Origin of the sequence: Streptomyces roseirectus (genome assembly GCF_014489635.1) — a bacterium.
Classification (GTDB): Bacteria; Actinomycetota; Actinomycetes; order Streptomycetales; family Streptomycetaceae; genus Streptomyces; species Streptomyces roseirectus.
This window is the reverse complement of the sequence record NZ_CP060828.1, coordinates 6147536-6168412: the sequence shown is the minus strand read 5'-3', so window position 1 is coordinate 6168412 and position 20877 is coordinate 6147536. Positions and strand designations below refer to the sequence as shown.

Below are 20877 nucleotides of genomic sequence, written 5' to 3'. Positions count from 1 at the left end.
GGGGATGTGCAGTGGTTCGGCGTTGTGCCGGACGTCAGCCGTCGAGTGGCACGCTCGCTACGGGCTCCCATTCGTACATGCGGTGGTCGCGGTTGAGGAGGATGAGTTCGGCGCTGGTGATGCGGGCGCGTGCGGGGGCGGAAGGTGCGGTGGCGACGGTGTCGAGGACGGGAGCCGCCGGGCCATCGCTGTTGCTGTAGGCGATGGAGATGTGAGGGGCGAAGCCGTCGGCCTGTTCGGGGACGTCGCTCCAGACGTCCCCTATGGCGGCGCGGAGGGCATCGCGGACGGCGGCGACCGGCTGTCCGGGCTCCGCTTCCCATCGGATGGCTTCCGGGGTGACGGCGGGCCTGTCGATGGTGATCTCGAAGGAGCTGACGGTGGCAAGACGTTTCCCCGCGGCGGTGACAATGGCGGCGGTGTCGGCGTCACTGACCTGGTCGGCGAAGCCGACACCCTGCATGGTCAGGTGGAGCCACTGGTCGGGGACGAGGTCGAGGCCGGGAAGAAGGGCAAGATGTTCACGCCATTGCCCGGCCAGGCACCTGACCTCCGGCTGGCCGTCGAAGGTCAGGTGCCAGGTGAGGAAGCGGGTGCCCTGCCGCCAACCGGGCCGCCACCACCAGTGATCAGCCATGTTCTGAGGGTCAGTCATGGTCCGTGATCCAAGCACTGCCGGGCGCGCTTGACGAGAGGGCGTGGGGGCGCGGCTCCCGGCAGTACGCCTCGACTGAACGCTCCCGCGCAGACGGCCGCGACGATGTGGCGTCAGCGCGTGGGCGCGGGTTCCTTGACCGAGTCGACGAAGGTGTTCCAGGAGGCGGTGGTGAAGAGGAGGGCGCCGAGGGTGGGGAGGTTGGGGGCGAATTCGAGGCACCTGCCGGTGGACAGGTTGCTGTGGCTGCACCTGCGCCAAGAGACGGAGCTCAGGTTGAGAAGCTTTGTGGGGTTTCCTCCAGCAGTTGCTTGATGAACTCCCGCGATGCGCTCGGAGAGTAGGCCAGATCGCGCACTTGGTCGTATCGGAGCTGGTATTGCTTGACTTCCTTGGTGTCATTGAACGGTGCGCCGAAGTATCCGCTCTCCACCCAGACGATGGCCTTCCCGTCTCCGTCGTGAATGATGAAGACTTCAGTGTTCGTCAGAGGGTGGAGTCTCGTGGAAAACGGGAGTACCTGGATGGCGATGTTGCTGTGCTCTGACATGTGCAGCAGGTGTTCCAACTGCTTGTGCCACTCGGCCCGGAACAATGGCGCGTCGTCTCCTAGCAGGATTTCTTGCCGAGCCATGCGGAAGGCGACCTCAGCCTCCAGCCGATCGCTAGGAATCCCGCCCACGGCGAACAGTTCGCGTGTGTAGCCAGGGGTTTGGAGCAGGCCGGGCAGAATACTGGACGAGAAGTAACACAGGCTGACCGACTGACGCTCGTGCGCCATCGGCTGCCGGTAAAGCTTCCCGCGCCGCCTCTCGTCTCCGAGCGCCAACTCCCACAGGATCAGGATCCAGGGCGTCGTCCCGTAGTGGTGGTCCAGCGCCTCCACGATGTCCGGACTCCCCAGATTGCGTCCGCTCTCCAGTTTCCCGAACGTCGAGGCATCCCAACCGAGTTGAGCCGCAAGCTGCTGCAGAGTCTCCTTCCTCTCCTCCCGCAGTCTCCTCAGCTCCTGCGCGAACCTCTTCCTCGGCTCCTGGCTGAGCCCTGTGACCGCAAGCCGCTGTGGCACCTCGTCCTCCCGGCGTTCATGGAATTTGGTCGCCCGATCCGGAACCAACGCCTGTTCCGGCTGCGGCGACCCCCGGCCTGGGCCATCCTCTTCTTACCCAGGGATACGCAGAGTATGACAACTGCCGCATTCCGTACATGACTTGGGTGAAAGGACTGATAACCGATGGAACCGGGAACCCTCCTCTACGACCCCGCCACCGTCAAGGTCGGTGAGTACCAGGACCACCTCGGCAAGTACGCCATGCTGCGCCCCGTCGGCGGCGGGACGGAGTGGTCCGCCGACCCCAAGACCCTCCGGCCCCCGACGGACAGCGAGCGCGTCCGCGCCGGCGTCCGCGCGGCCAACCGGCAGAGCCTCAACACCCCCGGGAACAACTGCCAGTTGCCCCCGTTGGAACCTGCCATCGATCTCAACGTCCCCCCGCGCCCCTACCCCAACTGCGCCACCTGCGACGAACTCGCCACCCTCCGCAGGGCCGCCGCGAAGGAGCACGACTACAGCGCCGCCACCGACGCGAACGTCCTGCTGCGCAGGCACCACGCCCAGGCCCACCCCCAGCGCACCACCGAGGACCCCGCCGAGTGACCTACCGCCCCAGCCCCCACCAGATCACGGAAGTCCCCCCGACCTACGTGACACCCCCACCCCGCATCCCCCAACCCCCTTCCCCCGACCGCCAGTTCGGCGACACTCTCCTCGCCGTCCTGAGCGTCGCGAGCCTCGTCTCCATGACCATCGCGACGGCGACGAAGTTCCTCACCCTCTGAAGATTCCCGTCGAGACGGATGTTCGAGGTGGCGCGCGACGAATTCCCTCGTTGAAGGACGTGGCCGTACATGTCTGAGAGAGGACCGCCCGCATGGCTTTCATCTGCCCTTGGTGCTTTCAGGCCCAGGCGATCGCCTACGTGGAGAACGACCAGGGCCTGCACCCGTTCCCCTGCCTGTTCTGCGAGCGGGGAGGGACGAACGTGGGTACCCCACGGGGTCGGCTGGTCGCCGCCACTTGGTGCTCGACACCCAATTGTGGGGGGCAGGTCGCGGACCAGTACGTCTACGACAGCAAGGGGCGGCTGGCGCGTGTCACTCGGCTGCCCTGCCCCCAGTGTCAGTCAACTCGACCCAAAGGTGAGGTCAATGGCGCAGATCACGCAGAACGTCCCATGCCCGACCCCCGGTTGCAATGGGTCCCGCGCGGACGTGTATGAGGTCGACGAGAACAACAACATCATCGGCCGCGTCGCCAGCTACCCGTGCGGACAATGCGGCAAGTAAGTCACCCCGAACACCCTTGAACATCCCGCCTGTTCGTCGTCCCCCGGGGCGGACGGGCGGGACATTTCCGTCTACCGCGCGCGCCATCTTGGCGTGCCTGCATACCCTGCTCGATCTCGTTCTGCCCGCCACGGGCAAGCGCCGATCCCCGAGCCCCGTAACGCCTCCCGCCCAGCCGGAGCCGTACGTCAGCCCTTGGTCCCGTCCGTGGACCAGTCCCGGCAAGGCGGACGCGGTCCGGGAACTCCAGGAGGAACGCCGCCGAGCCGCGGCCTACGCGTCCCTGGGCATCGACTACCCGTACACCTACGACGGCGCCCCCTTCGCCGCCGATTCCTTCCCCACCACCCCGGGCCTGGCCGCATGACTGAGTAGCGTCGCCCCATGATGCGTTTGGAGCGACTTCGGGCCGATCATGCCGCTGCCCTGCTCACCTTCGAGATCGAGAACCGTGCCTACTTCGCCCGCACCATCCCCGACCGGGGTGACGACTACTTCCGGGAGTTCGAGGAGCGGCTTGCGGGGTTGCTGGCCGAGCAGGAAGCGGGGGTGTGTCACTTTCATGTCGTCGTGAGCGAGGGGGAGGTGGTGGGGCGGGTCAATCTCGTGGATGTGGTGGAGGGGGTCGCGGAGGTGGGGTACCGGGTCGGGGAGCGGTGGGGTGGGAGGGGGGTGGCCACGTGGGGGGTGGGTGAGGTGTGCCGGCTGGCGAGGGGGGCGTATGGGCTGCGGGGGCTTTTCGCCGGGACGGCCGTCGGGAATCTGGCGTCGCGGGCCGTGTTGGAGCGGAACGGGTTCGTGGGGAGGGGGGACGACGGGCGGGGCGGGGTGCGGTACGAGATTGCGCTCATCTGAGCGGGGTTCATCACGATCAGGTTTCGGCCAGTGGCTGAAGGCTTGCCTGCGGGCATGTAATCGATTCCAATCGTGTTGACACGTCGATGTAATCGATTCCACGAGGAGGTGGGACGGCTATGGCGAGCATCAAGGATGTCGCGGCTGAGGCGGGGGTGTCCGTCGCCACGGTGTCGCGTGTCCTGAACGAGCACCCGTCGGTGAGCGCGGACGCGCGGGCGCGGGTGCTGGCCGCCGTCGCGGCGCTGGGGTACCGGCCGAACGCCGTCGCGCGGTCGTTGCGGACGGACGAGACGCGCACCCTGGGCCTCGTCATCAGCGACGTGCTGAACCCGTACTTCACGGAGCTGGCGCGGTCCGTGGAGGAAGAGGCGCGGGCGCTGGGGTACAGCGTGATCATCGGGAACGCCGATGAGCGGCCTGACCTGCAGGATCACCATGTGCGGACGCTGCTGGACCGGCGGATCGACGGCCTGCTGGTGTCGCCCACGGACGGCGGTTCGCCGCTGATGCTGGAGGCCGCGCGGGGCGGGACGCCGATGGTGTTCGTGGACCGCTGGATCCCCGGCGTCGACGTCCCCGTCGTGCGGGCGGACGGGCGGACGGCCGTCCGGGATCTCGTCGCGCACCTGCACCGGCTGGGCCACCGGCGGCTCGCGATCATCGCGGGCCCGGCGGCGACCACCACCGGCCAGGAGCGGGTCGAGGCGTTCCGGGAGGCCCTTGAGGAGTGCGGCCTGGAGCTGCCGGACCGGTACATCGGTCAGGGCGACTTCCAGGCCGACAGCGGGCGGCGGGTGACCGAGGGGTTCCTCGATCTCGCCGAGCCCCCGCAGGTCGTGTTCGCGGCGGACAACCTGATGGCACTGGGCGCCCTGGACGCCGTCCGCGCGCGTGGGCTGCGGGTGCCGGACGACATCGCGCTCGCCGCGTTCGACGACATCCGGTGGTTCGTGCACACGGACCCGCCGATCACCGCGATCGCCCAGCCCACGGGCGAGCTGGGGCGGGCCGCCGTGCGCGCTCTCGTGGACCGCATCGAGGGGCGGGCGCCGCACTCCGTGACGCTGCCCGCCCGTCTCGTCGTTCGCCGCTCCTGCGGCGAGGACCCCGTAACGAACAGGAGCCAGTCGTGAGCAACGCGGACGAGTTGCTGCGCATCGAGGGCATACGGAAGACCTTCCCCGGGGTGGTCGCGCTGGACCGCGTCGACTTCGACCTGAAGCGGGGCGAGGTCCATGTGCTGCTCGGTGAGAACGGCGCGGGCAAGAGCACGCTGATCAAGATGCTCTCCGGCGCCTACACACCCGACGAGGGCCGCATCCTGGCCGGTGGTGAGGAGGTGCGCATCCATGGCGCGCAGGACTCCGAGCGGCTGGGGATCGCCACCATCTACCAGGAGTTCAACCTCGTCCCCGATCTGACGGTCGCCGAGAACATCTTCCTGGGGCGCCAGCCGCGCCGGTACGGGATGATCGACCGGAAGAAGATGGAGGCGGACGCCGAGGTCCTGCTGGAGCGGGTCGGCGTGAACGTGTCGCCTCGCGCGCGGGTGCGTGAACTGGGCATCGCCCGGCTCCAGATGGTCGAGATCGCGAAGGCGCTGAGCCTGGACGCGCGGGTTCTGATCATGGACGAGCCGACGGCCGTGCTGACCTCCGAGGAGGTCGAGAAGCTGTTCGTGATCGTGCGGAAGCTGCGCGAGGACGGCGTCGGGATCGTCTTCATCACGCACCACCTGGAGGAGATCGCCGCCCTCGGGGACCGGGTCACGGTCATCCGGGACGGCAGGTCGGTCGGCCAGGTGCCCGCCTCCACTCCGGAGGACGAGCTGGTGCGGCTGATGGTCGGCCGGTCCATCGAGCAGCAGTACCCGCGCGAGCGGGCCGAGACGGGTGCGGCGCTGCTGTCCGTCGAGGGGCTGACCCGGGACGGTGTCTTCCACGACGTCAGCTTCGAGGTGCGCGCGGGTGAGGTCGTGGGCATCGCGGGTCTGGTGGGCGCGGGTCGTACTGAAGTAGTACGGGCCGTGTTCGGGGCGGACCCGTACGACCACGGTACGGTCCGGGTCTCCGGGGCCTCGCTGAAGCGGCACGACGTCGTCGCCGCCATGGCCGCGGGCATCGGTCTCGTACCTGAGGACCGCAAGGGTCAGGGGCTCGTGCTCGATCAGTCGGTCGAGGAGAACCTGGGACTGGTGACGTTGAAGGCCGCCACCAAGGGCGGCATCGTCGACCTCAGGGGCCAGCACGAGGCGGCCGGGCGGATCGCCGGGCAGCTCGGGGTGCGGATGGCCGGGCTCGGCCAGCAGGTGCGCACGCTGTCCGGCGGCAACCAGCAGAAGGTCGTCATCGGCAAGTGGCTCCTGGCCGACACGAAGGTGCTGATCCTCGACGAGCCGACGCGCGGCATCGACGTCGGCGCCAAGGTCGAGATCTACCAGCTGATCAACGAGCTGACGGCGGCCGGGGCCGCCGTCCTGATGATCTCCAGCGATCTGCCCGAGGTGCTCGGCATGAGCGACCGGGTGCTGGTGATGGCTCAGGGCCGGATCGCGGGCGAGCTGTCCGCCGACGAGGCCACGCAGGACGCGGTCATGTCGCTGGCCGTGAGCAACCCCACTACCGAACTGGAGGCCCCCCGTGGCCGCTGAAACGCTCAAGAGCGGTACGGGCGCCGGTGGCGCCGCGGCGGTGCGCCGTCTGCTGCTCGACAACGGCGCGCTGACCGCGCTGATCGTTCTCGTCGTCGCCATGTCGGCGCTGTCGGGTGACTTCCTGACCACCGACAACCTGCTCAACGTCGGCGTCCAGGCGGCCGTGACCGCCATCCTCGCCTTCGGTGTGACCTTCGTGATCGTCTCGGCGGGCATCGACCTGTCGGTGGGTTCGGTGGCCGCGCTGTCGGCGACCGTGCTGGCGTGGAGCGCCACGTCGCACGGGGTGCCGGTGTTCCTCGCGGTGCTGCTGGCGCTCGCGACGGGTGTCGCCGCCGGTCTGATAAACGGCTTCCTGATCTCGTACGGGAAGCTGCCGCCGTTCATCGCGACGCTCGCGATGCTGTCGGTGGGGCGCGGGCTCGCGCTGGTGATCTCTGACGGGTCGCCGATCGCGTTCCCCGACTCGGTCTCGCACCTCGGTGACACGCTCGGCGGGTGGCTGCCGGTGCCGGTGCTCGTGATGGTCGCCATGGGGCTGATCGCCGCGTTCGTCCTCGGCCGTACGTACATCGGCCGTTCGATGTACGCCATCGGTGGTAACGAGGAAGCGGCACGGCTGTCGGGCCTGCGGGTGCACCGGCAGAAGCTCGCGATCTACGCGCTGTCCGGTGTCTTCGCCGCCGTCGCCGGTGTCGTCCTCGCCTCCCGGCTCTCCTCCGCGCAGCCGCAGGCCGCGAGCGGGTACGAGCTGGACGCCATCGCCGCCGTCGTCATCGGTGGCGCCTCCCTCGCGGGGGGTACGGGTAAGGCGTCGGGGACGCTGATCGGCGCGCTGATCCTCGCGGTGCTGCGCAACGGGCTGAACCTGCTGAACGTCTCCGCGTTCTGGCAGCAGGTCGTCATCGGTGTCGTCATCGCGCTGGCGGTGCTGCTCGACACGGTGCGGCGCAAGGCCGGGGCGACGCCGACGGCGTTCGGGGCGCCCGGCGGGAGCAAGGGGAAGCAGGTCGCCACGTACGGGATCGCGGCGGTGGCGACGGTGGCGGTCGTCGGTGCGACGTCGTTCCTGCACAACGGGAGTTCCGGGTCCTCCGAGAAGAAGATCGGCCTTTCGCTCTCCACGCTCAACAACCCGTTCTTCGTGCAGATCCGGTCGGGCGCGCAGGCCGAGGCCAAGAAGCTGGGCGTCGACCTGACCGTCACCGACGCGCAGAACGACGCCAACCAGCAGGCCAACCAGCTGCAGAACTTCACCAGTTCGAACCTGGGCGCGATCATCGTCAACCCCGTGGACTCGGACGCGGCCGGCAACTCCGTGAAGGCCGCGGACAAGGCGAAGATCCCGGTCATCGCCGTCGACCGCGGCGTCAACAAGGCGGACGTGGAAGCGCTGGTCGCCTCCGACAACGTCGCCGGTGGTGAGCAGGCGGCCAAGAGCATCGCCGAGAAGCTGGGCGGCAGCGGGAAGATCGTCATCCTTCAGGGGCAGGCGGGTACGTCGGCGGCGCGCGAGCGGGCCGAGGGCTTCGCCAAGGGGCTCAAGGCGTACCCCGGGATCCAGGTCGTCGCGCAGCAGCCCGCCGACTTCGACCGGACCAAGGGGCTCGACGTCATGTCGAACCTGCTCCAGGCGCACCCGGACGTGCAGGGGGTCATCGCCGCGAACGACGAGATGGCGCTCGGCGCGATCAAGGCGCTCGGGTCGAAGGCCGGCAAGTCCGTCCAGGTCGTCGGGTTCGACGGAACTCCCGACGGGCTCAAGGCGGTTGAGCAGGGGACGCTGTACGCGTCCGTCGCGCAGCAGCCGTCGCAGCTCGGGAGGATCGCCGTGGACAACGCGCTGCGGGCGATCGAGGGGAAGTCGGTCGAGGAGACCATCAAGGTTCCGGTGAAGGTGGTCACCAAGGAGAACGTGGCCGGGTTCAGCGGGTGAGGTGAGGGGTGGCCGGGGCTCTCGGGGACGGGGGCTCCGGCTGCGCCGGTTGTCGGCTGAGGGTTGCCGGCTGGGGGCTGCCTGCTGAGGGCGGCCTGCTGGGGGCGGTGCTCGTCCAACTCGCTTGATCGGACCGCTTGATAGGGGAATTTCATGTACGACTACGACTTGCTGGTCGTCGGGTCGGCGAACGCCGATCTCGTGATCGGGGTCGAGCGCAGGCCCGGTGCCGGGGAGACGGTGCTGGGGTCGGACCTCGCGGTCCATCCCGGCGGCAAGGGGGCCAACCAGGCTGTCGCGGCTGCCAAGTTGGGCGCGCGGACGGCGTTGCTCGCGCGGGTCGGGGACGACGCGAACGGGCGGCTGCTGCTGGACTCGCAGCGGGACGCCGGGGTCGACACGGTCGGCGTGCTGGTGGGCGGGGCGCCGACCGGGGTCGCGCTGATCACCGTCGACCCGTCGGGCGACAACAGCATCGTCGTGTCGCCCGGGGCGAACGGGCGGCTCACGCCCGAGGACGTCCGGGCCGCCGGGTCGCTGTTCCACGCGTCGCGGGTGGTGTCGGCGCAGTTGGAGATTCCGCTGGAGTCGGTCGTCGAGGTGGTGCGGCAACTGCCGTCCGGGACACGGTTCGTGCTCAATCCGTCGCCTCCGCGGGAGCTGCCCGCCGAGGTGCTGGCCGCCTGTGATCCGCTGATCGTCAACGAGCACGAGGCCCGGGTGATCCTGGGCGGCGGGGAGCTCGGGGACGATCCCGCCGCGTGGGCGCGGGAGTTGCTGGCCGGTGGGCCCAAGTCGGTTGTGGTGACGCTCGGTTCGGAGGGGGCGTTGGTCGCCTCCGCCGCCGAGGGGGTCGCGCGGGTCGCGTCCGTGAAGGTCGACGCCGTCGACACGACCGGGGCCGGGGACTCGTTCACCGCCGCGCTGGCCTGGAAGTTGGGGGGCGGGGCCTCGCTGGCGGAGGCCGCCGCCTATGCCGCTCGCGTCGGGGCCGTCGCCGTGACTCGGCGCGGGGCCCAGGAGTCGTTCCCCACCGCCGAGGAGGTCGAGGCGCTGTGAAGAAGGGCGGGATTCTGAACCGTCATCTCGCCGGTGCCGTCGCCGAGTTGGGGCACGGGGACGGGGTGCTCGTGTGTGACGTGGGGATGCCGATTCCGGACGGGCCCCGGGTGGTGGACCTCGCGTTCCGGGCCGGTGTGCCGTCGTTCTCCGACGTACTCGCCGGGCTCCTCGACGAGTTGGTGGTCGAGTCGGCCGTCGCGGCGGAGGAGGTGCGTGAAGTCAACCCCGGTGCGGCTGAGTTGCTGGCCGGGAGTTTCGGTGATCTCTCGTACGTGTCGCACGAGAAGTTGAAGGAGCTGTCTGCCGGGGCGCGGTTGGTGGTGCGGACCGGGGAGGCTCGGCCGTATGCGAACGTGCTGTTGCGGTGCGGGGTGTTCTTCTAAGGGGCGTTCTTCTGGCGAGACCGCCGGACATGTTTCGAGGGGCCCCGTCCGTCGACCGGGCCCCTCGGTGTTTCCCCCCACAGTGCCGGAACCCTTCGCGATCCCCCCAGATCCCCCTCCCGGGGTCCGACGCACAGTACGACCGGGGAGGGTGGGAAAGGGTTGTACGGGTCGCCGAAGATTTTTTGGGGAGGGGGCAGGGGCCGGTAAACATGTCGGGGGCTTCGGGCTGTTTCCAGGTGTACGTGCAACTCCTGGGACAGGTGAGCAGCGTGGAGCAGTTCCTGGTCGATCCCGCCGTGATCGCGGTTGTCGGGGCGGGCCTTGAAGCGGTGGTGCGGATTCTGTGGTCGGCGTCCGGGAGGTGGTCGCGTCGTCGTATCGTGGCGCGCACATTTCGCTTCCGCCGTGCCGGAACCGTCGTCGAGTACCGGTACCGGTCCGTGCGTGAGGACTCCGTCGAGGTCGAGGGGGAGCGGTGACGGGCAGCGTCGATGGGGGTGGGCGCGACGTCGGAGGGGGCGGCGTCGGAGGGGGCGGGCGCGAGGAGTTCGACGCGTTCTTTCAGCGGACGTATCCCCAACTGCGGGCGCGGGCCCTGCTGTTGTGGTGGCACCGCGAGGAGGCGGAGGACGCCGTGCAGGAGGCGTACGTCGAACTGCTGCGGCACTGGGACCGGGTGTCGGGTTACGAGGCGCCGGAGGCGTGGGCGTACCGGGTCATGACGCAGCGGCTCAACCGGGCCCGGCGGAGGTGGTTCCGCGCGCAGGCGCTGGAGGTCCGGCCGGCGCCCGCGGCGGGCGTGGAGGAGACCGCCGAGGCCCGTCAAGTGCTCGCGGCGTTACGGACGTTGCCGGACCGGCAGCGTCAAGTCCTGGTGCTGCACTGCCTCCAGGGGATGCCGCAGCAGGAGATCGCCGACCTGCTGGAGATCAGCCGTGGCGGTGTCGCGGCGAGTCTGCACAAGGCGCGGGGCAAGCTCGGCAGGGCGATGGGGCTGCCGGTGGACGAACTGCCCGGTGGCGGCGACTCGTTGATGGCCGGGGGTGTCGGCGCGCGGCCGGTGTCCGTCACGCCGACGCCGTCCGGTGATCCGCTGAGCGGCGTCCTGCGGCACATGGAGGTCTGGCTGACGGCGGCCTGCGGGCCGGACGGGAGCGCTGAGAGCCGGTGAGACATGTGCCGCGCGCGGCTCTGGCCCTCCTCGTCATCGGGTTGTTGGTGGCGGGCTCGCTGCTGCTCGCCGTGCTCGTCGCCTACTGGCTCTTCGTCATCGGCGGCTTCACGGTACTGGCCTTCTTCTGGGCGCCGCCCGCGTTCATCTTTCTGGGCGTGGTGGTCTTCCCGCTCCTCTCGGCGGACGTCCGTGCCGTGCGCGGTGTCCGCCGTACCGGGGGTCTGCCCGCGCCGGCGGAACTCGTCTCCCCCGCCGATGCCCGGCGGCTGCGGAAAGTGGTGGCGGACGTCGCGGACGCGGTGGGGACTGCCGCGCCGGACCATGTGTGGCTGACGCCGTACGCCAACGCGTCCGTGCACGAGGTGCGCCGGATATTCCGTCGTCCGAGGCGTGTTCGGCACATGTGTGTCGGGGTTCCGTTGCTCGTGGGGCTGACGACCGAGGAGTTGCGGGCGGTGCTCTGTCATGAGCTGGGGCATCATGCGCGGCGGCATTCGCCGTTCAGCAATGCGATCTATCGGGGGTCCTCGCTTCTCGGTGAGTTGGTGGGGGAACTCGACCATGCCGTTCTGCCGGTGAGCGATGTGTCCGCCGTTGATGTTTCCATGCGTTCTCTTGCTTCCGTTCAGCGTCGGTTTTTCTTGCTCTGTCTGTCCTTCTACAATCTGGTGACGTTGGCTATTCGGCGGCGTCAGGAGTTCGAGGCGGATCGTGTCGCGGCGGAGGTTGTCGGTGCCGATGTGATGGGCCGTGCTCTTATTTCCTCGCATGCCGTTGCGGGTTTCTGGGATGCGTATCGGACTGGGGTTCTTGATCCGCTGCATGCGTATGGGCGTACTCCGGATGATCCGTACGAGGCGTTCGGGGTGCTGGTGAGTGGGGGCGGACGGTTGCCTCGGGTTGTGCCGCCGGGGCGGGGTTCACAACAGGGCTCGTGGCGGGGTTCGTGGTGGGATTCGCACCCTCCCCTGGACCGACGGCTCGCGGCTCTTGGCTGGTCAGGGGCGGTGGAGTCCGTCGGTGTGCCTGCGGTGAAAGAGCTGGCGGTGATGGATTCGGCGGCGTACAGCCGTAGCCGTCAGGCCGTGTTCCTCGCGCCGCCGCCCACGGGAAGCTCGCTGTATCGCGGGGGTTCCCGGGTGGTCAGGGGGATGCTTGCGGTGAGTGCGTTCACGTTCTTCGTGTGGCCTTTGTGGGCTTATCTGGGTGCTGCTGTGGCTCGTCCGGTTCTGTGGTCCGGCGGTATTCTCGCTCTGGTGTCGGCCTTGATTCTGTTCTGGCAGGGCAGGAATTCTCCTGAACGCCGGGATCAGCCCACCACACCTTTGGCTCGGGCTGTCGAGCCTATTCCGTGGAAGGTGTGGCTCGACTCCGTGGAGCCGTGGCAGACGGAGGCGCATCCGGCGAAACTCCGGATCGTGATCGACGCGTACAACGCGTACCGCGCGCGGGAGGGGAGCCGTCGGTTCTGTGTTCCGACGTTCGGTGGTCTGCTGCGTGTGCTGAATAAGAGCGCGACTGATCCAAGGGGTGCCGAGGCGTTGGTTTTCGCGGAACGTTCGGCGGGGCTTTCCAGGGATTCGTGGGGCCGGGCGGCGTTCGCTGTCGGTCTGGACCAGCCGCTCCCCCGCCTCGCGCCGCCGCCCGTTCACGGAGGGGCCGAGGACACCGGGACGCCCGGCCGGGACATTCCGGCTGTCCTGCTGGTCTGCACCAGTGCCCTGATCTTCGGCGCGATCTTCGGTGGGATGTGGCTCCCGGGTCTGATCAAGTGGGCCGCCCTCGTCACCATGATCTCCCTCGCCCTCACGGCGGTACTCCAGGTTGTCAGACCTGCGAGGTACGGGGCGGAGCGGCCGAGGAGACTGCGGCGGTGGCTGAACCCGGCCGCCGCCGTCTTCGTCACCTTCGGGGCCGTCGGCCGGTTCGGTCAGCTCGCGAGGGGTGAGGTGGTGCCGTGGGTGATCGTGATCGTGATGGTCGCCGTGGCGTATCCCCTCTTCGACCCGCGTGCGCGGGTGGGCGGGGTCCGGGCGGTGGCGGCGGTGATCCTGGCGGCGTGGACCGTCGCGGACGCCTGGAACAGTTGAGGACGGCCGCCCCGTGCCGGAACTCTCCGGTGCGGGGCGGCCGTTGGGGTGCGGGGCGGTCAGCGGATCGCGTGTTCCACGAAGCGGTCCGCCGTCTCCTTGAGGAGTTCGTGGCCGTCGCGGGCCCAGAGGTCGTCGTTGAAGAGTTCGACCTCGATGGGGCCGGTGTAGCCGGCGTCCTCGACGTAGCGCCTCCACTCGCGCATGTCGATGGCGCCGTCGCCGATCTGGCCGCGGCCGTTGAGGACGCCCTCGGGCAACGGGGTGATCCAGTCGGCGAGTTGGAAGGTGTGGATGCGGCCCGAGGCGCCGGCGCGGGCGATCTGGGCGGGGGCGGTGTCGTCCCACCAGATGTGGTACGTGTCGACGGTGACGCCGACCTGGTGCGCCGGGAAGCGTTCGGCGATGTCGAGGGCCTGGGCGAGGGTGGAGACCACGCAGCGGTCCGAGGCGAACATCGGGTGGAGGGGTTCGATGGCGAGGCGGACGCCGTGCTGTTCGGCGTAGGGGCCCAGCTCGGACAGGGCGTCGGCGATGCGTTCGCGGGCGCCGTGCAGGTCCTTGGAGCCCGCCGGGAGGCCGCCGGAGACCAGGACGAGGGTGTCGGTGCCCAGCGTCGCGGCCTCGTCGATCGCGCGGCGGTTGTCGTCGAGGGCTGCCGCGCGCTCGGCCGGTTCGATGGCCGTGAAGAAGCCGCCCCGGCACAGGGTGGTGACCGTCAGGCCCGCGTCGCGGACGAGTTTGGCGGTGGCGTCGAGGCCGTACTGCTGGACCGGGTCGCGCCACAGGCCGATGCCGGGGATGCCCAACTCGACGCAGTCCGCGACGAGTTCGGGGATCGACAGCTGCTTGACCGTCATCTGGTTGATGGAGAACCGCGCCAGCCCGCTCACTGGTTCACCCCGTAGACCGCCAGCAGGCTCTTCATGCGCTCCTCGGCGAGCTTCGGGTCGGGGAACAGGCCCAGTCCGTCGGCGAGTCGGTAGGCGCGGGCGAAGTGCGGGAGGGAGCGGGCGGACTGGAGGCCGCCGACCATCGTGAAGTGCGACTGGTGGCCCGCGAGCCAGGCCAGGAACACAACTCCCGTCTTGTAGAAGCGGGTCGGCGTCTGGAAGAGGTGGCGGGAGAGCTCCACCGTCGGGTCGAGCAGGGCGCGGAAGCCGTCCGTGTTGCCGGTGTCGAGGACGCGTACCGCCTCGGCCGCGAGCGGGCCCAGGGGGTCGAAGATGCCCAACAGGGCGTGGCTGAAGCCCTTTTCGTCGCCCGCGATCAGCTCGGGGTAGTTGAAGTCGTCGCCGGTGTAGCAGCGCACGCCCTGCGGGAGGCGGCGGCGCAGGTCGACCTCGCGCTGGGCGTCGAGGAGGGAGACCTTGATGCCGTCGACCTTGTCGGGGTGGGCGGCGATGACGTCGAGGAACGTGTCCGTCGCCGCGTCGAGGTCGGAGGAGCCCCAGTAGCCCTCGAGTGCCGGGTCGAACATGGGGCCCAGCCAGTGCAGGACGACCGGTTCGGTGGCTTGGCGCAGGAGGTGGCCGTACACCTCCAGGTAGTCCTCAGGTCCGGTGGCGGTGGCCGCGAGGGCCCTGGACGCCATCAGGATGGCCTGGGCGCCGGACTCCTCGACGAGGGTCAGCTGCTCCTCGTAGGCCGCTCGGATCGCCGCGAGGGATCCGCCGGTCGTGGGGAGCTGGTCGGTGCCGACGCCGCAGGCGATGCGTCCGCCAACGGCCTTGGCCTCGGCGGCACTTCGGCGGATCAGTTCGGCGGCGCCGGCCCAGTCGAGGCCCATGCCGCGCTGGGCGGTGTCCATCGCCTCGGCGACCCCGAGGCCGTGGGACCACAGGTGGCGGCGGAAGGCGAGGGTGGCGTCCCAGTCGACGGCGGCCGGGGAGTCCGGGGAGACGTCGGCGAAGGGGTCCGCGACGACGTGGGCCGCCGAGAAGACCGTCCGGGAGGTGAAGGGGACGCCGGGGGTGACGGCGAGGGGTTCGGCGCGCGGCTCGTACGCCTGCAACCCGCCGTCCGGGGTGGGGAGTTGGATGGTCACAGGGAGATCTCCGGGACGTCGAGGCGGCGGCCCTCGGTGGACGACTTCAGCCCCAGCTCGGCGAGTTGGACGCCGCGGGCGCCGGCGAGGAGGTCCCAGTGGTAGGGGGCGTCGGCGTAGACGTGCTTGAGGAAGAGTTCCCACTGTGCCTTGAAGCCGTTGTCGAACTCGCCGTTGTCCGGGACCTCCTGCCACTGGTCGCGGAAGACCTCGGTGGCGGGGATGTCCGGGTTCCAGACCGGCTTCGGGGTCGAACTGCGGTGCTGGGCACGACAGTTGCGCAGGCCCGCGACGGCGGAGCCCTCGGTGCCGTCGACCTGGAACTCGACGAGCTCGTCGCGGTTGACGCGCACGGCCCAGGACGAGTTGATCTGGGCGATCGCGCCGCCGTCGAGCTCGAAGATCCCGTACGCGGCGTCGTCCGCCGTCGCGTCGTACGGCTTGTCGTTCTCGTCCCAGCGCTGCGGGATGTGGGTGGTGGCGAGGGCCTGGACGGACTTCACGCGGCCGAACAGCTCGTGCAGGACGTACTCCCAGTGCGGGAACATGTCGACGACGATGCCGCCGCCGTCCTCGGCGCGGTAGTTCCACGACGGGCGCTGGGCGGGCTGCCAGTCGCCCTCGAAGACCCAGTAGCCGAACTCGCCCCGGATGGACAGGATGCGGCCGAAGAAGCCGCCGTCGATCAGGCGCTTCAGCTTGAGCAGGCCGGGGAGGAAGATCTTGTCCTGGACGACGCCGTGCTTGATGCCCTTCTCGTTCGCGAGGCGGGCGAGGTCGAGGGCGCCGGCGAGGCCGGTCGCGGTCGGCTTCTCGGTGTAGATGTGCTTGCCGGCGGCAATCGCTTTCTTGATCGCGTCCTCGCGGGCGGAGGTGACCTGGGCGTCGAAGTAGATGTCGACGGTCGGGTCGGCGAGGACCGCGTCGACGTCCGTCGAGATGTGCTCCAGGCCGTGCTCCTCGGCCATCGCGCGCAGGGCGTGCTCGCGGCGGCCGACCAGGATCGGCTCGGGCCACAGCACGGTGCCGTCGCCGAGGTCGAGGCCGCCCTGTTCGCGGATCGCCAGGATGGAGCGGACGAGGTGCTGGCGGTAGCCCATACGTCCGGTGACGCCGTTCATGGCGATACGCACCGTTTTGCGTGTCACGTCGTTCCCTTCGGAGAAGTCGTACGCGGTGGGTGTGCGCCGCACGCACGCCTCTACCTGATCAGCGTCACAGCAAGCGCTTTCTATTACTTCTGGCAAGCTAGCCTCTGACCAGTGGTCCGGACAAGACCGTGTCCAGTTCGAGATAATCGGGTTGTTCGAGGGGGCGAACAGGGCGGGGCTTCGGCCGTAGGGTCTGATCCGGCAGGTTTGGGGACGTACGACGGCGTACGAGTGCGACGGCGTACACATGACGCGCGACCGGAGGACTACGAGATGACGGTGACCCTGGCGGACGTGGCGGCCCGCGCACAGGTCTCCCCCGCGACGGTTTCGCGCGTACTCAACGGGAACTACCCCGTGGCGGCTACTACCCGAGAGCGAGTACTTCGGGCGGTGGACGAGCTGGACTACGTCCTCAACGGGCCCGCGAGCGCGCTCGCCGCGTCCACCTCCGACCTGGTCGGCATCCTCGTCAACGACATCGCCGACCCGTTCTTCGGGATCATGGCCGGCGCCGTGCAGTCCGAGATCGGGGGATCCGGGTCCGGGGGGCGGGCCGGCGGGGAACGGCTCGCGGTCGTGTGCAACACCGGAGGCGATCCCGAACGGGAGCTGACGTACCTCACGCTGCTCCAGCGGCAGCGGGCCGCCGCCGTGATCCTCACCGGCGGCGCCATCGAGAACGAGGCCCACGCGATCGCCGTCGCCGCGAAGTTGAGGCGGCTGGAGAGCGCGGGGACGCGGGTCGTGCTGTGCGGACGGCCGCCCGTGCAGGACACCAAGGCGATCGCGCTCGCCTTCGACAACCGGGGCGGGGGGCGGGAGTTGACCGAACACCTCATCGGGCTCGGGCACCGGCGGCTCGGCTACATCGCCGGGCCCGAGGAGCGGACGACCACCCGGCACCGGCTCGAAGGGCACCGGGCGGCTCTGGAGGCCGCCGGGATCGAGGAGTTGGGGGGCTGGACCGTGCACGGGCCCTACGACCGGCGGGCCGGGTACGAGGCCACGCTCGAACTGCTGCGCAGGGACCCCTCGTTGACGGCCGTGGTGGCCGCGAACGACTCCGTGGCGCTGGGAGCCTGCGCCGCGCTGCGGGACTCCGGGCTGCGGATTCCGGACGACGTCTCCGTCGCCGGGTTCGACGATCTGCCGTTCAGCATCGACGCGGTGCCGTCGCTGACGACCGTGCGGTTGCCGTTGGCGGAGGCGGGGGCTCGGGCCGGGCGGATCGCGATGGGGCGGGAGGAGCCGCCGCCCGGGGGGATCGCCGTGATCCGGGGGGAGTTGATGGTGCGGGGGTCTTCGGGGGTACCCCGGGGGTAGTCAGGGGGTACCTCGGAGGTAGGGGTGGGTGAGTCGGTGTGAGGGGTGGGCGAGTCGGCGTGAGGATGCTGGTGCGATAATCGAATAAATTGACGGAATTTGATTTCCAGCATTTCGCTTGCCGTGCCGGTGTTTCCCGAGGGTGGATCCTCTGGGTGGGGGCGGAGGCATATCCGCTGCACAACATCGCTCGGGCGACGACGGTACGGATCCGGCCCCGGCGGATGGCCGCGCTCGGGCAATTCCTCGCGTACGCGCTGCTTCTGGTGGTCGTCTCGGGTGTGATCACGGAGGCCGCGCGCCATGGGGAACTGAACAACGCGGACAGCGGGGCCGTCACAGATCTCGTGCTTCTGCTCGATGCCGTGATCGGCGGCATCCTGGTGATCCGACTGGTGTCCGTGCTGGTCACGCCCGTCTATCACGCGCTGGTCATCGAGACCGCCGGGACGCCGTACACCGCGCTCGTCAGCACGGACAAGACGATCGTCTCGCGGCTCGTCTTCCAGATCATGGACGCGATCGACAATCCCGAGGCCGAATTCCAGGTGTCGGTCGAGAACTATCACATCGGCGACAAGATCAATATGGTCGGCGGGCACAACAACATCGGGAAGCAGGCGAATTGAGTACCGAAGAGCGCGGGTTTCAGGTGGGGGACGTCGTCAATGTGTACGGCGGTTCCGGGAACGTGGGGAAGATCCAGAACACATATCAGTCGGCCGGTGATCCTCAGGCGGCGTTCCGGGAAATGCTGGCGGCTGTTCAGGTGTTGCGGGAGCGGGTTTCGTCCGAGGACCGGGAGACGATCGACGCGTCGTTGCGGGTGATCGGGGAAGAGGGTGCCGAGCCCGGGGTGGTGCGGCGGGCGTTGACGGCGATCGTGGGGGTGGCCGCTGTGGTGGGAGAGGTGGGGGTGCCTGTCGTGGAGGCGGTGCGGCGGGTGCTCGGGGGGTGAACCTGTCGGTCGGGTGGGGGAGTTGATCGACGGGTGGGTGGGCGGTAGCGTGCCGGGCATGTCGAGCCCCGAGTCGGACAGAGCGGAGCCGCCGGTCAGCCGGCGGCGGGTCGTCGTGCTCTGAGCCCTGGGGTTCTTCGGGGTCGGAGGGGCTTCGCCCGCGGCTGACGGATGTGTGTTCCGTGCGGCTGTGGGCGCTTTTCGTGTCGGCTTCAACGCCGTTTCAGCGTGCGGGACTTGTGGTCTCCGTCTGTGAACCTCCTTCTCGCTGGAGTGCGTTGCCGTGCCTGTCTTCCTGTACGTCCTTGGCCTTGCCGTCTTCGCGCAGGGCACATCCGAGTTCATGCTGTCGGGGCTGATCCCCGGGATCGCGCGGGAGTTGTCCGTGTCGGTCGGGGCCGCCGCGAGCCTCACGTCCGCCTATGCGGTCGGGATGGTCGTCGGGGCGCCGGTCATGGCCGTCGTCGGGGCCCGGTTGCCTCGGCGGGCCGCGTTGGGCGGGTTCCTGGGGGCGTTCGTCGTCGTGCATGTCGTGGGGGCGGTGACGTCCGACTTCGCGGTGCTGTTCGGGGCGCGGGTGGTGGCGGCGGTCGTCAACGCCGGGTTCCTGGCGGTGGCGTTGTCGACGGCGACGTCCCTTGTCGCGCCGGAGTCGGCCGCTCGGGCGGCGTCCGTGTTGCTGGCCGGGGTGACGTTGTCGTGTGCGGTGGGGGTGCCTGCGGGGGCGTTGCTCGGAGAGTGGTTCGGGTGGCGGGCGGCGTTCTGGGCGGTGGCGGGGTTGTGTGTGCCGGCGTTGGGGTGGGTGGTGCGGGCTTCGGGCGGGGGGTCTCGTGGCTCTTTGGGGGTACGGGGTTCGTCGGGGGGCGAGTCCGGTGGGGAGTCTCTGGGGTCGGGAGGCGGGGAAACCCTGAGGTCGAAGGTTGGGGAGTCCCTAGGGGGCGCGGACAAGGTCCCGGCGGGTGGCTTCGGGGTGCGGGCGGAGCTTCGGGTGTTGGGGCGGCCTGTGTTGCGGCGTGCGCTGGTCATGGGGGCCGCTGTGAATGGGGCCACCTTCGCCGGGTTCTCGTATCTCGCCGTGATCGGTACGGACGTTGCCGGGGTGCCCTCTGCCCTCGTGCCGGTGCTGCTCGCGGTGTTCGGGGTGGGGGCGTTCTTCGGGGTGACCGTGGCCGGGCGCAGGGGCGAGGGGTGGGTGGGGGCGGTGCTGGTGGTGTTGCCGTTCGCCTGGGGGGTGTTGGCGCTCGCCGGGGAGTGGGCGGTGGTGCTGTTCGGTGGGGCGCTGATGCTCGGGGCGTTGTCGTTCGGGGCCGGGTCGGCGTTGGTGGGGCGGGTGTTGAGCGTCGGGGGTGGTGAAGCGCCGGTGTTGGCGGGGGCGTTCGCTACTGTCGCGCTCAACTTGGGGGCGTTCGTAGGGCCGTTGGTGGCCGGGGGTGTCACTGAGGTGAGTGGGGATTACCGGGATGCGGTGTGGGTGAGTGCGGGGTTGGCGGGGGTGGCTTTGGTGGGGGGTGTGGTCGGGAGGCGGGGCGGCGACGGTGACGTCAGCCCCGGTGAGAGGCGCCGCTACGGGCGTGCCCCTCGGTCCTGAGCCGGTGTTCCTCGGCCCTCGTCCTCACGTCGCCCTCACCTCGCCGTCAGCTCTGTCTCCCCGTCCAGGCACCACTCCAGTACCGACGGCCACGGGCCGTAGCCCTCGTCCGGGGTCAAGTGGCCTGCGCCGGGGAGGATTTCGGCGGTGAGGGCGAGGGGGTCGGCGTAGGCGCGCTGGGCGCCCTCCGGGCAGTACGGGTCGTCGTCGCCGGCGGTGATGCGGGTCGGGGAGGCGAGGGTGAGGCCGGTCAGCGGGGGCAGGGCGAAGCCGGCGATCTCGGGATGGGCGGCGAGGGTCGTGACCGGGGAGACGAGGAGGGCGCGGTCGACGGAGTCGAGGCCGGGCAGGCGCCGGTGCAGCGCGTGGAGCCAGGTGACGGTGGCGAGGCTGTGCGCGATGACGATCCGGCGGCCCGGCGCGGTCAGGTGCCGCTCGAACTCGCCGAGCCAGACCTCCAGTTCGGGATGGTCGGGGTTCGGGAGCTGGGGGTAGACGACGTCGTGTCCGCGGCTGGTGAGGCGGTCGGCCAGCCAGTGCTGCCAGTGGCCCTGGGGGCGGTGGTTCTGCCAGCCATGGAGGATCAGGAAGGAGGAGGTCATGCGCCGATCATCCCCAGCCGGGATGCGTCAGGTCCAGTTAATGTT

Annotated in this window: 23 protein-coding genes; 16 read left to right on the top strand and 7 right to left on the bottom strand. The window is 69.6% G+C overall.

Going from position 1 to position 20877, the window contains the following annotated elements; genetic code table 11:
- Positions 1 to 34: 34 nt before the first annotated feature.
- From IAG44_RS26355 to IAG44_RS26345, 3 genes are all read right to left on the bottom strand, one after another.
- Entirely contained in the window at positions 35 to 637 is a 603-nt protein-coding gene (locus tag IAG44_RS26355; protein WP_187749552.1) for a 2'-5' RNA ligase family protein, read from the bottom strand.
- A 131-nt stretch (positions 638 to 768) separates the two neighbouring features.
- A complete protein-coding gene (locus IAG44_RS43785) occupies positions 769 to 930 on the bottom strand; it encodes a DUF397 domain-containing protein (protein ID WP_281404340.1) in 162 nt (53 codons plus the stop codon).
- Complete coding sequence (locus IAG44_RS26345) at positions 927 to 1724, bottom strand: helix-turn-helix domain-containing protein (protein WP_187749551.1); 798 nt, start codon at positions 1722 to 1724, stop codon at positions 927 to 929. Before IAG44_RS26345 ends, IAG44_RS43785 begins: the two co-directional genes overlap by 4 nt.
- A 165-nt stretch (positions 1725 to 1889) precedes the next feature.
- On the opposite strand from IAG44_RS26345, the gene IAG44_RS26340 reads away from it, so the two are divergent.
- From IAG44_RS26340 to IAG44_RS26285, 12 genes are all read left to right on the top strand, one after another.
- Entirely contained in the window at positions 1890 to 2312 is a 423-nt protein-coding gene (locus tag IAG44_RS26340) for a hypothetical protein (RefSeq protein ID WP_187749550.1), read from the top strand.
- Positions 2309 to 2494: a hypothetical protein gene (locus IAG44_RS26335; RefSeq protein ID WP_187749549.1), complete on the top strand. Its 186-nt coding sequence runs from the start codon at positions 2309 to 2311 to the stop codon at positions 2492 to 2494. The genes IAG44_RS26340 and IAG44_RS26335 overlap by 4 nt, the downstream gene beginning before the upstream one ends.
- Positions 2495 to 3089: 595 nt before the next feature.
- The gene (locus IAG44_RS26330; protein ID WP_246562106.1) at positions 3090 to 3368 is read left to right on the top strand and encodes a hypothetical protein; all 279 of its coding nucleotides are present in this window, start codon (positions 3090 to 3092) and stop codon (positions 3366 to 3368) included.
- A 17-nt stretch (positions 3369 to 3385) separates the two neighbouring features.
- Complete coding sequence (locus IAG44_RS26325) at positions 3386 to 3856, top strand: GNAT family N-acetyltransferase (protein ID WP_187749548.1); 471 nt, start codon at positions 3386 to 3388, stop codon at positions 3854 to 3856.
- 119 nt (positions 3857 to 3975) lie between these two features.
- A complete protein-coding gene (locus IAG44_RS26320) occupies positions 3976 to 4992 on the top strand; it encodes a LacI family DNA-binding transcriptional regulator (RefSeq protein ID WP_187749547.1) in 1017 nt (338 codons plus the stop codon).
- Positions 4989 to 6509 (top strand): sugar ABC transporter ATP-binding protein, encoded by a 1521-nt coding sequence (locus IAG44_RS26315; protein ID WP_187749546.1) that lies wholly within the window; start codon positions 4989 to 4991, stop codon positions 6507 to 6509. Before IAG44_RS26320 ends, IAG44_RS26315 begins: the two co-directional genes overlap by 4 nt.
- Complete coding sequence (locus IAG44_RS26310) at positions 6499 to 8448, top strand: ABC transporter permease/substrate-binding protein (RefSeq protein WP_187749545.1); 1950 nt, start codon at positions 6499 to 6501, stop codon at positions 8446 to 8448. Before IAG44_RS26315 ends, IAG44_RS26310 begins: the two co-directional genes overlap by 11 nt.
- Before the next feature lie 153 nt (positions 8449 to 8601).
- Positions 8602 to 9507, top strand: a complete 906-nt coding sequence (locus tag IAG44_RS26305) for a ribokinase (protein ID WP_187749544.1) — start codon at positions 8602 to 8604, stop codon at positions 9505 to 9507.
- Positions 9504 to 9893 (top strand): D-ribose pyranase, encoded by a 390-nt coding sequence (gene rbsD, locus IAG44_RS26300; protein ID WP_187749543.1) that lies wholly within the window; start codon positions 9504 to 9506, stop codon positions 9891 to 9893. The genes IAG44_RS26305 and rbsD overlap by 4 nt, the downstream gene beginning before the upstream one ends.
- A 212-nt stretch (positions 9894 to 10105) precedes the next feature.
- Positions 10106 to 10375: a hypothetical protein gene (locus tag IAG44_RS26295; protein WP_187749542.1), complete on the top strand. Its 270-nt coding sequence runs from the start codon at positions 10106 to 10108 to the stop codon at positions 10373 to 10375.
- Positions 10372 to 11067 carry an RNA polymerase sigma factor gene (locus tag IAG44_RS26290; RefSeq protein WP_187749541.1) on the top strand — a complete coding sequence of 232 codons (696 nt, stop codon included), beginning with the start codon at positions 10372 to 10374 and terminating at the stop codon, positions 11065 to 11067. Before IAG44_RS26295 ends, IAG44_RS26290 begins: the two co-directional genes overlap by 4 nt.
- Entirely contained in the window at positions 11064 to 13160 is a 2097-nt protein-coding gene (locus IAG44_RS26285; RefSeq protein WP_187749540.1) for a M48 family metallopeptidase, read from the top strand. The genes IAG44_RS26290 and IAG44_RS26285 overlap by 4 nt, the downstream gene beginning before the upstream one ends.
- Positions 13161 to 13219: 59 nt before the next feature.
- Here the strand turns inward: IAG44_RS26285 and IAG44_RS26280 are convergent, their stop codons facing one another.
- The 3 genes from IAG44_RS26280 to IAG44_RS26270 are packed head-to-tail and all read right to left on the bottom strand — an operon-like array spanning position 13220 to position 16355.
- Complete coding sequence (locus tag IAG44_RS26280) at positions 13220 to 14020, bottom strand: sugar phosphate isomerase/epimerase family protein (RefSeq protein WP_187752866.1); 801 nt, start codon at positions 14018 to 14020, stop codon at positions 13220 to 13222.
- Between the two features lie 29 nt (positions 14021 to 14049).
- The gene (locus IAG44_RS26275) at positions 14050 to 15207 is read right to left on the bottom strand and encodes a dihydrodipicolinate synthase family protein (protein ID WP_187749539.1); all 1158 of its coding nucleotides are present in this window, start codon (positions 15205 to 15207) and stop codon (positions 14050 to 14052) included.
- Positions 15204 to 16355 carry a Gfo/Idh/MocA family protein gene (locus IAG44_RS26270; protein WP_187749538.1) on the bottom strand — a complete coding sequence of 384 codons (1152 nt, stop codon included), beginning with the start codon at positions 16353 to 16355 and terminating at the stop codon, positions 15204 to 15206. Before IAG44_RS26270 ends, IAG44_RS26275 begins: the two co-directional genes overlap by 4 nt.
- Before the next feature lie 276 nt (positions 16356 to 16631).
- Between IAG44_RS26270 and IAG44_RS26265 the strand changes: the two genes are divergently transcribed.
- The 4 genes from IAG44_RS26265 (at position 16632) to IAG44_RS26250 (ending at position 20230) form a co-directional block, all read left to right on the top strand.
- The gene (locus IAG44_RS26265; protein ID WP_187749537.1) at positions 16632 to 17684 is read left to right on the top strand and encodes a LacI family DNA-binding transcriptional regulator; all 1053 of its coding nucleotides are present in this window, start codon (positions 16632 to 16634) and stop codon (positions 17682 to 17684) included.
- Positions 17685 to 17773: 89 nt separating this feature from the next.
- Positions 17774 to 18313 carry a DUF6232 family protein gene (locus IAG44_RS26260; protein ID WP_187749536.1) on the top strand — a complete coding sequence of 180 codons (540 nt, stop codon included), beginning with the start codon at positions 17774 to 17776 and terminating at the stop codon, positions 18311 to 18313.
- Positions 18310 to 18642 (top strand): hypothetical protein, encoded by a 333-nt coding sequence (locus IAG44_RS26255; RefSeq protein WP_187749535.1) that lies wholly within the window; start codon positions 18310 to 18312, stop codon positions 18640 to 18642. Before IAG44_RS26260 ends, IAG44_RS26255 begins: the two co-directional genes overlap by 4 nt.
- Positions 18643 to 18925: 283 nt before the next feature.
- Positions 18926 to 20230: an MFS transporter gene (locus IAG44_RS26250; RefSeq protein ID WP_187749534.1), complete on the top strand. Its 1305-nt coding sequence runs from the start codon at positions 18926 to 18928 to the stop codon at positions 20228 to 20230.
- Between the two features lie 35 nt (positions 20231 to 20265).
- Here IAG44_RS26250 and IAG44_RS26245 read toward each other — a convergent pair whose 3' ends face one another.
- Positions 20266 to 20832: an RBBP9/YdeN family alpha/beta hydrolase gene (locus IAG44_RS26245; protein ID WP_187749533.1), complete on the bottom strand. Its 567-nt coding sequence runs from the start codon at positions 20830 to 20832 to the stop codon at positions 20266 to 20268.
- Positions 20833 to 20877: the final 45 nt, after the last annotated feature.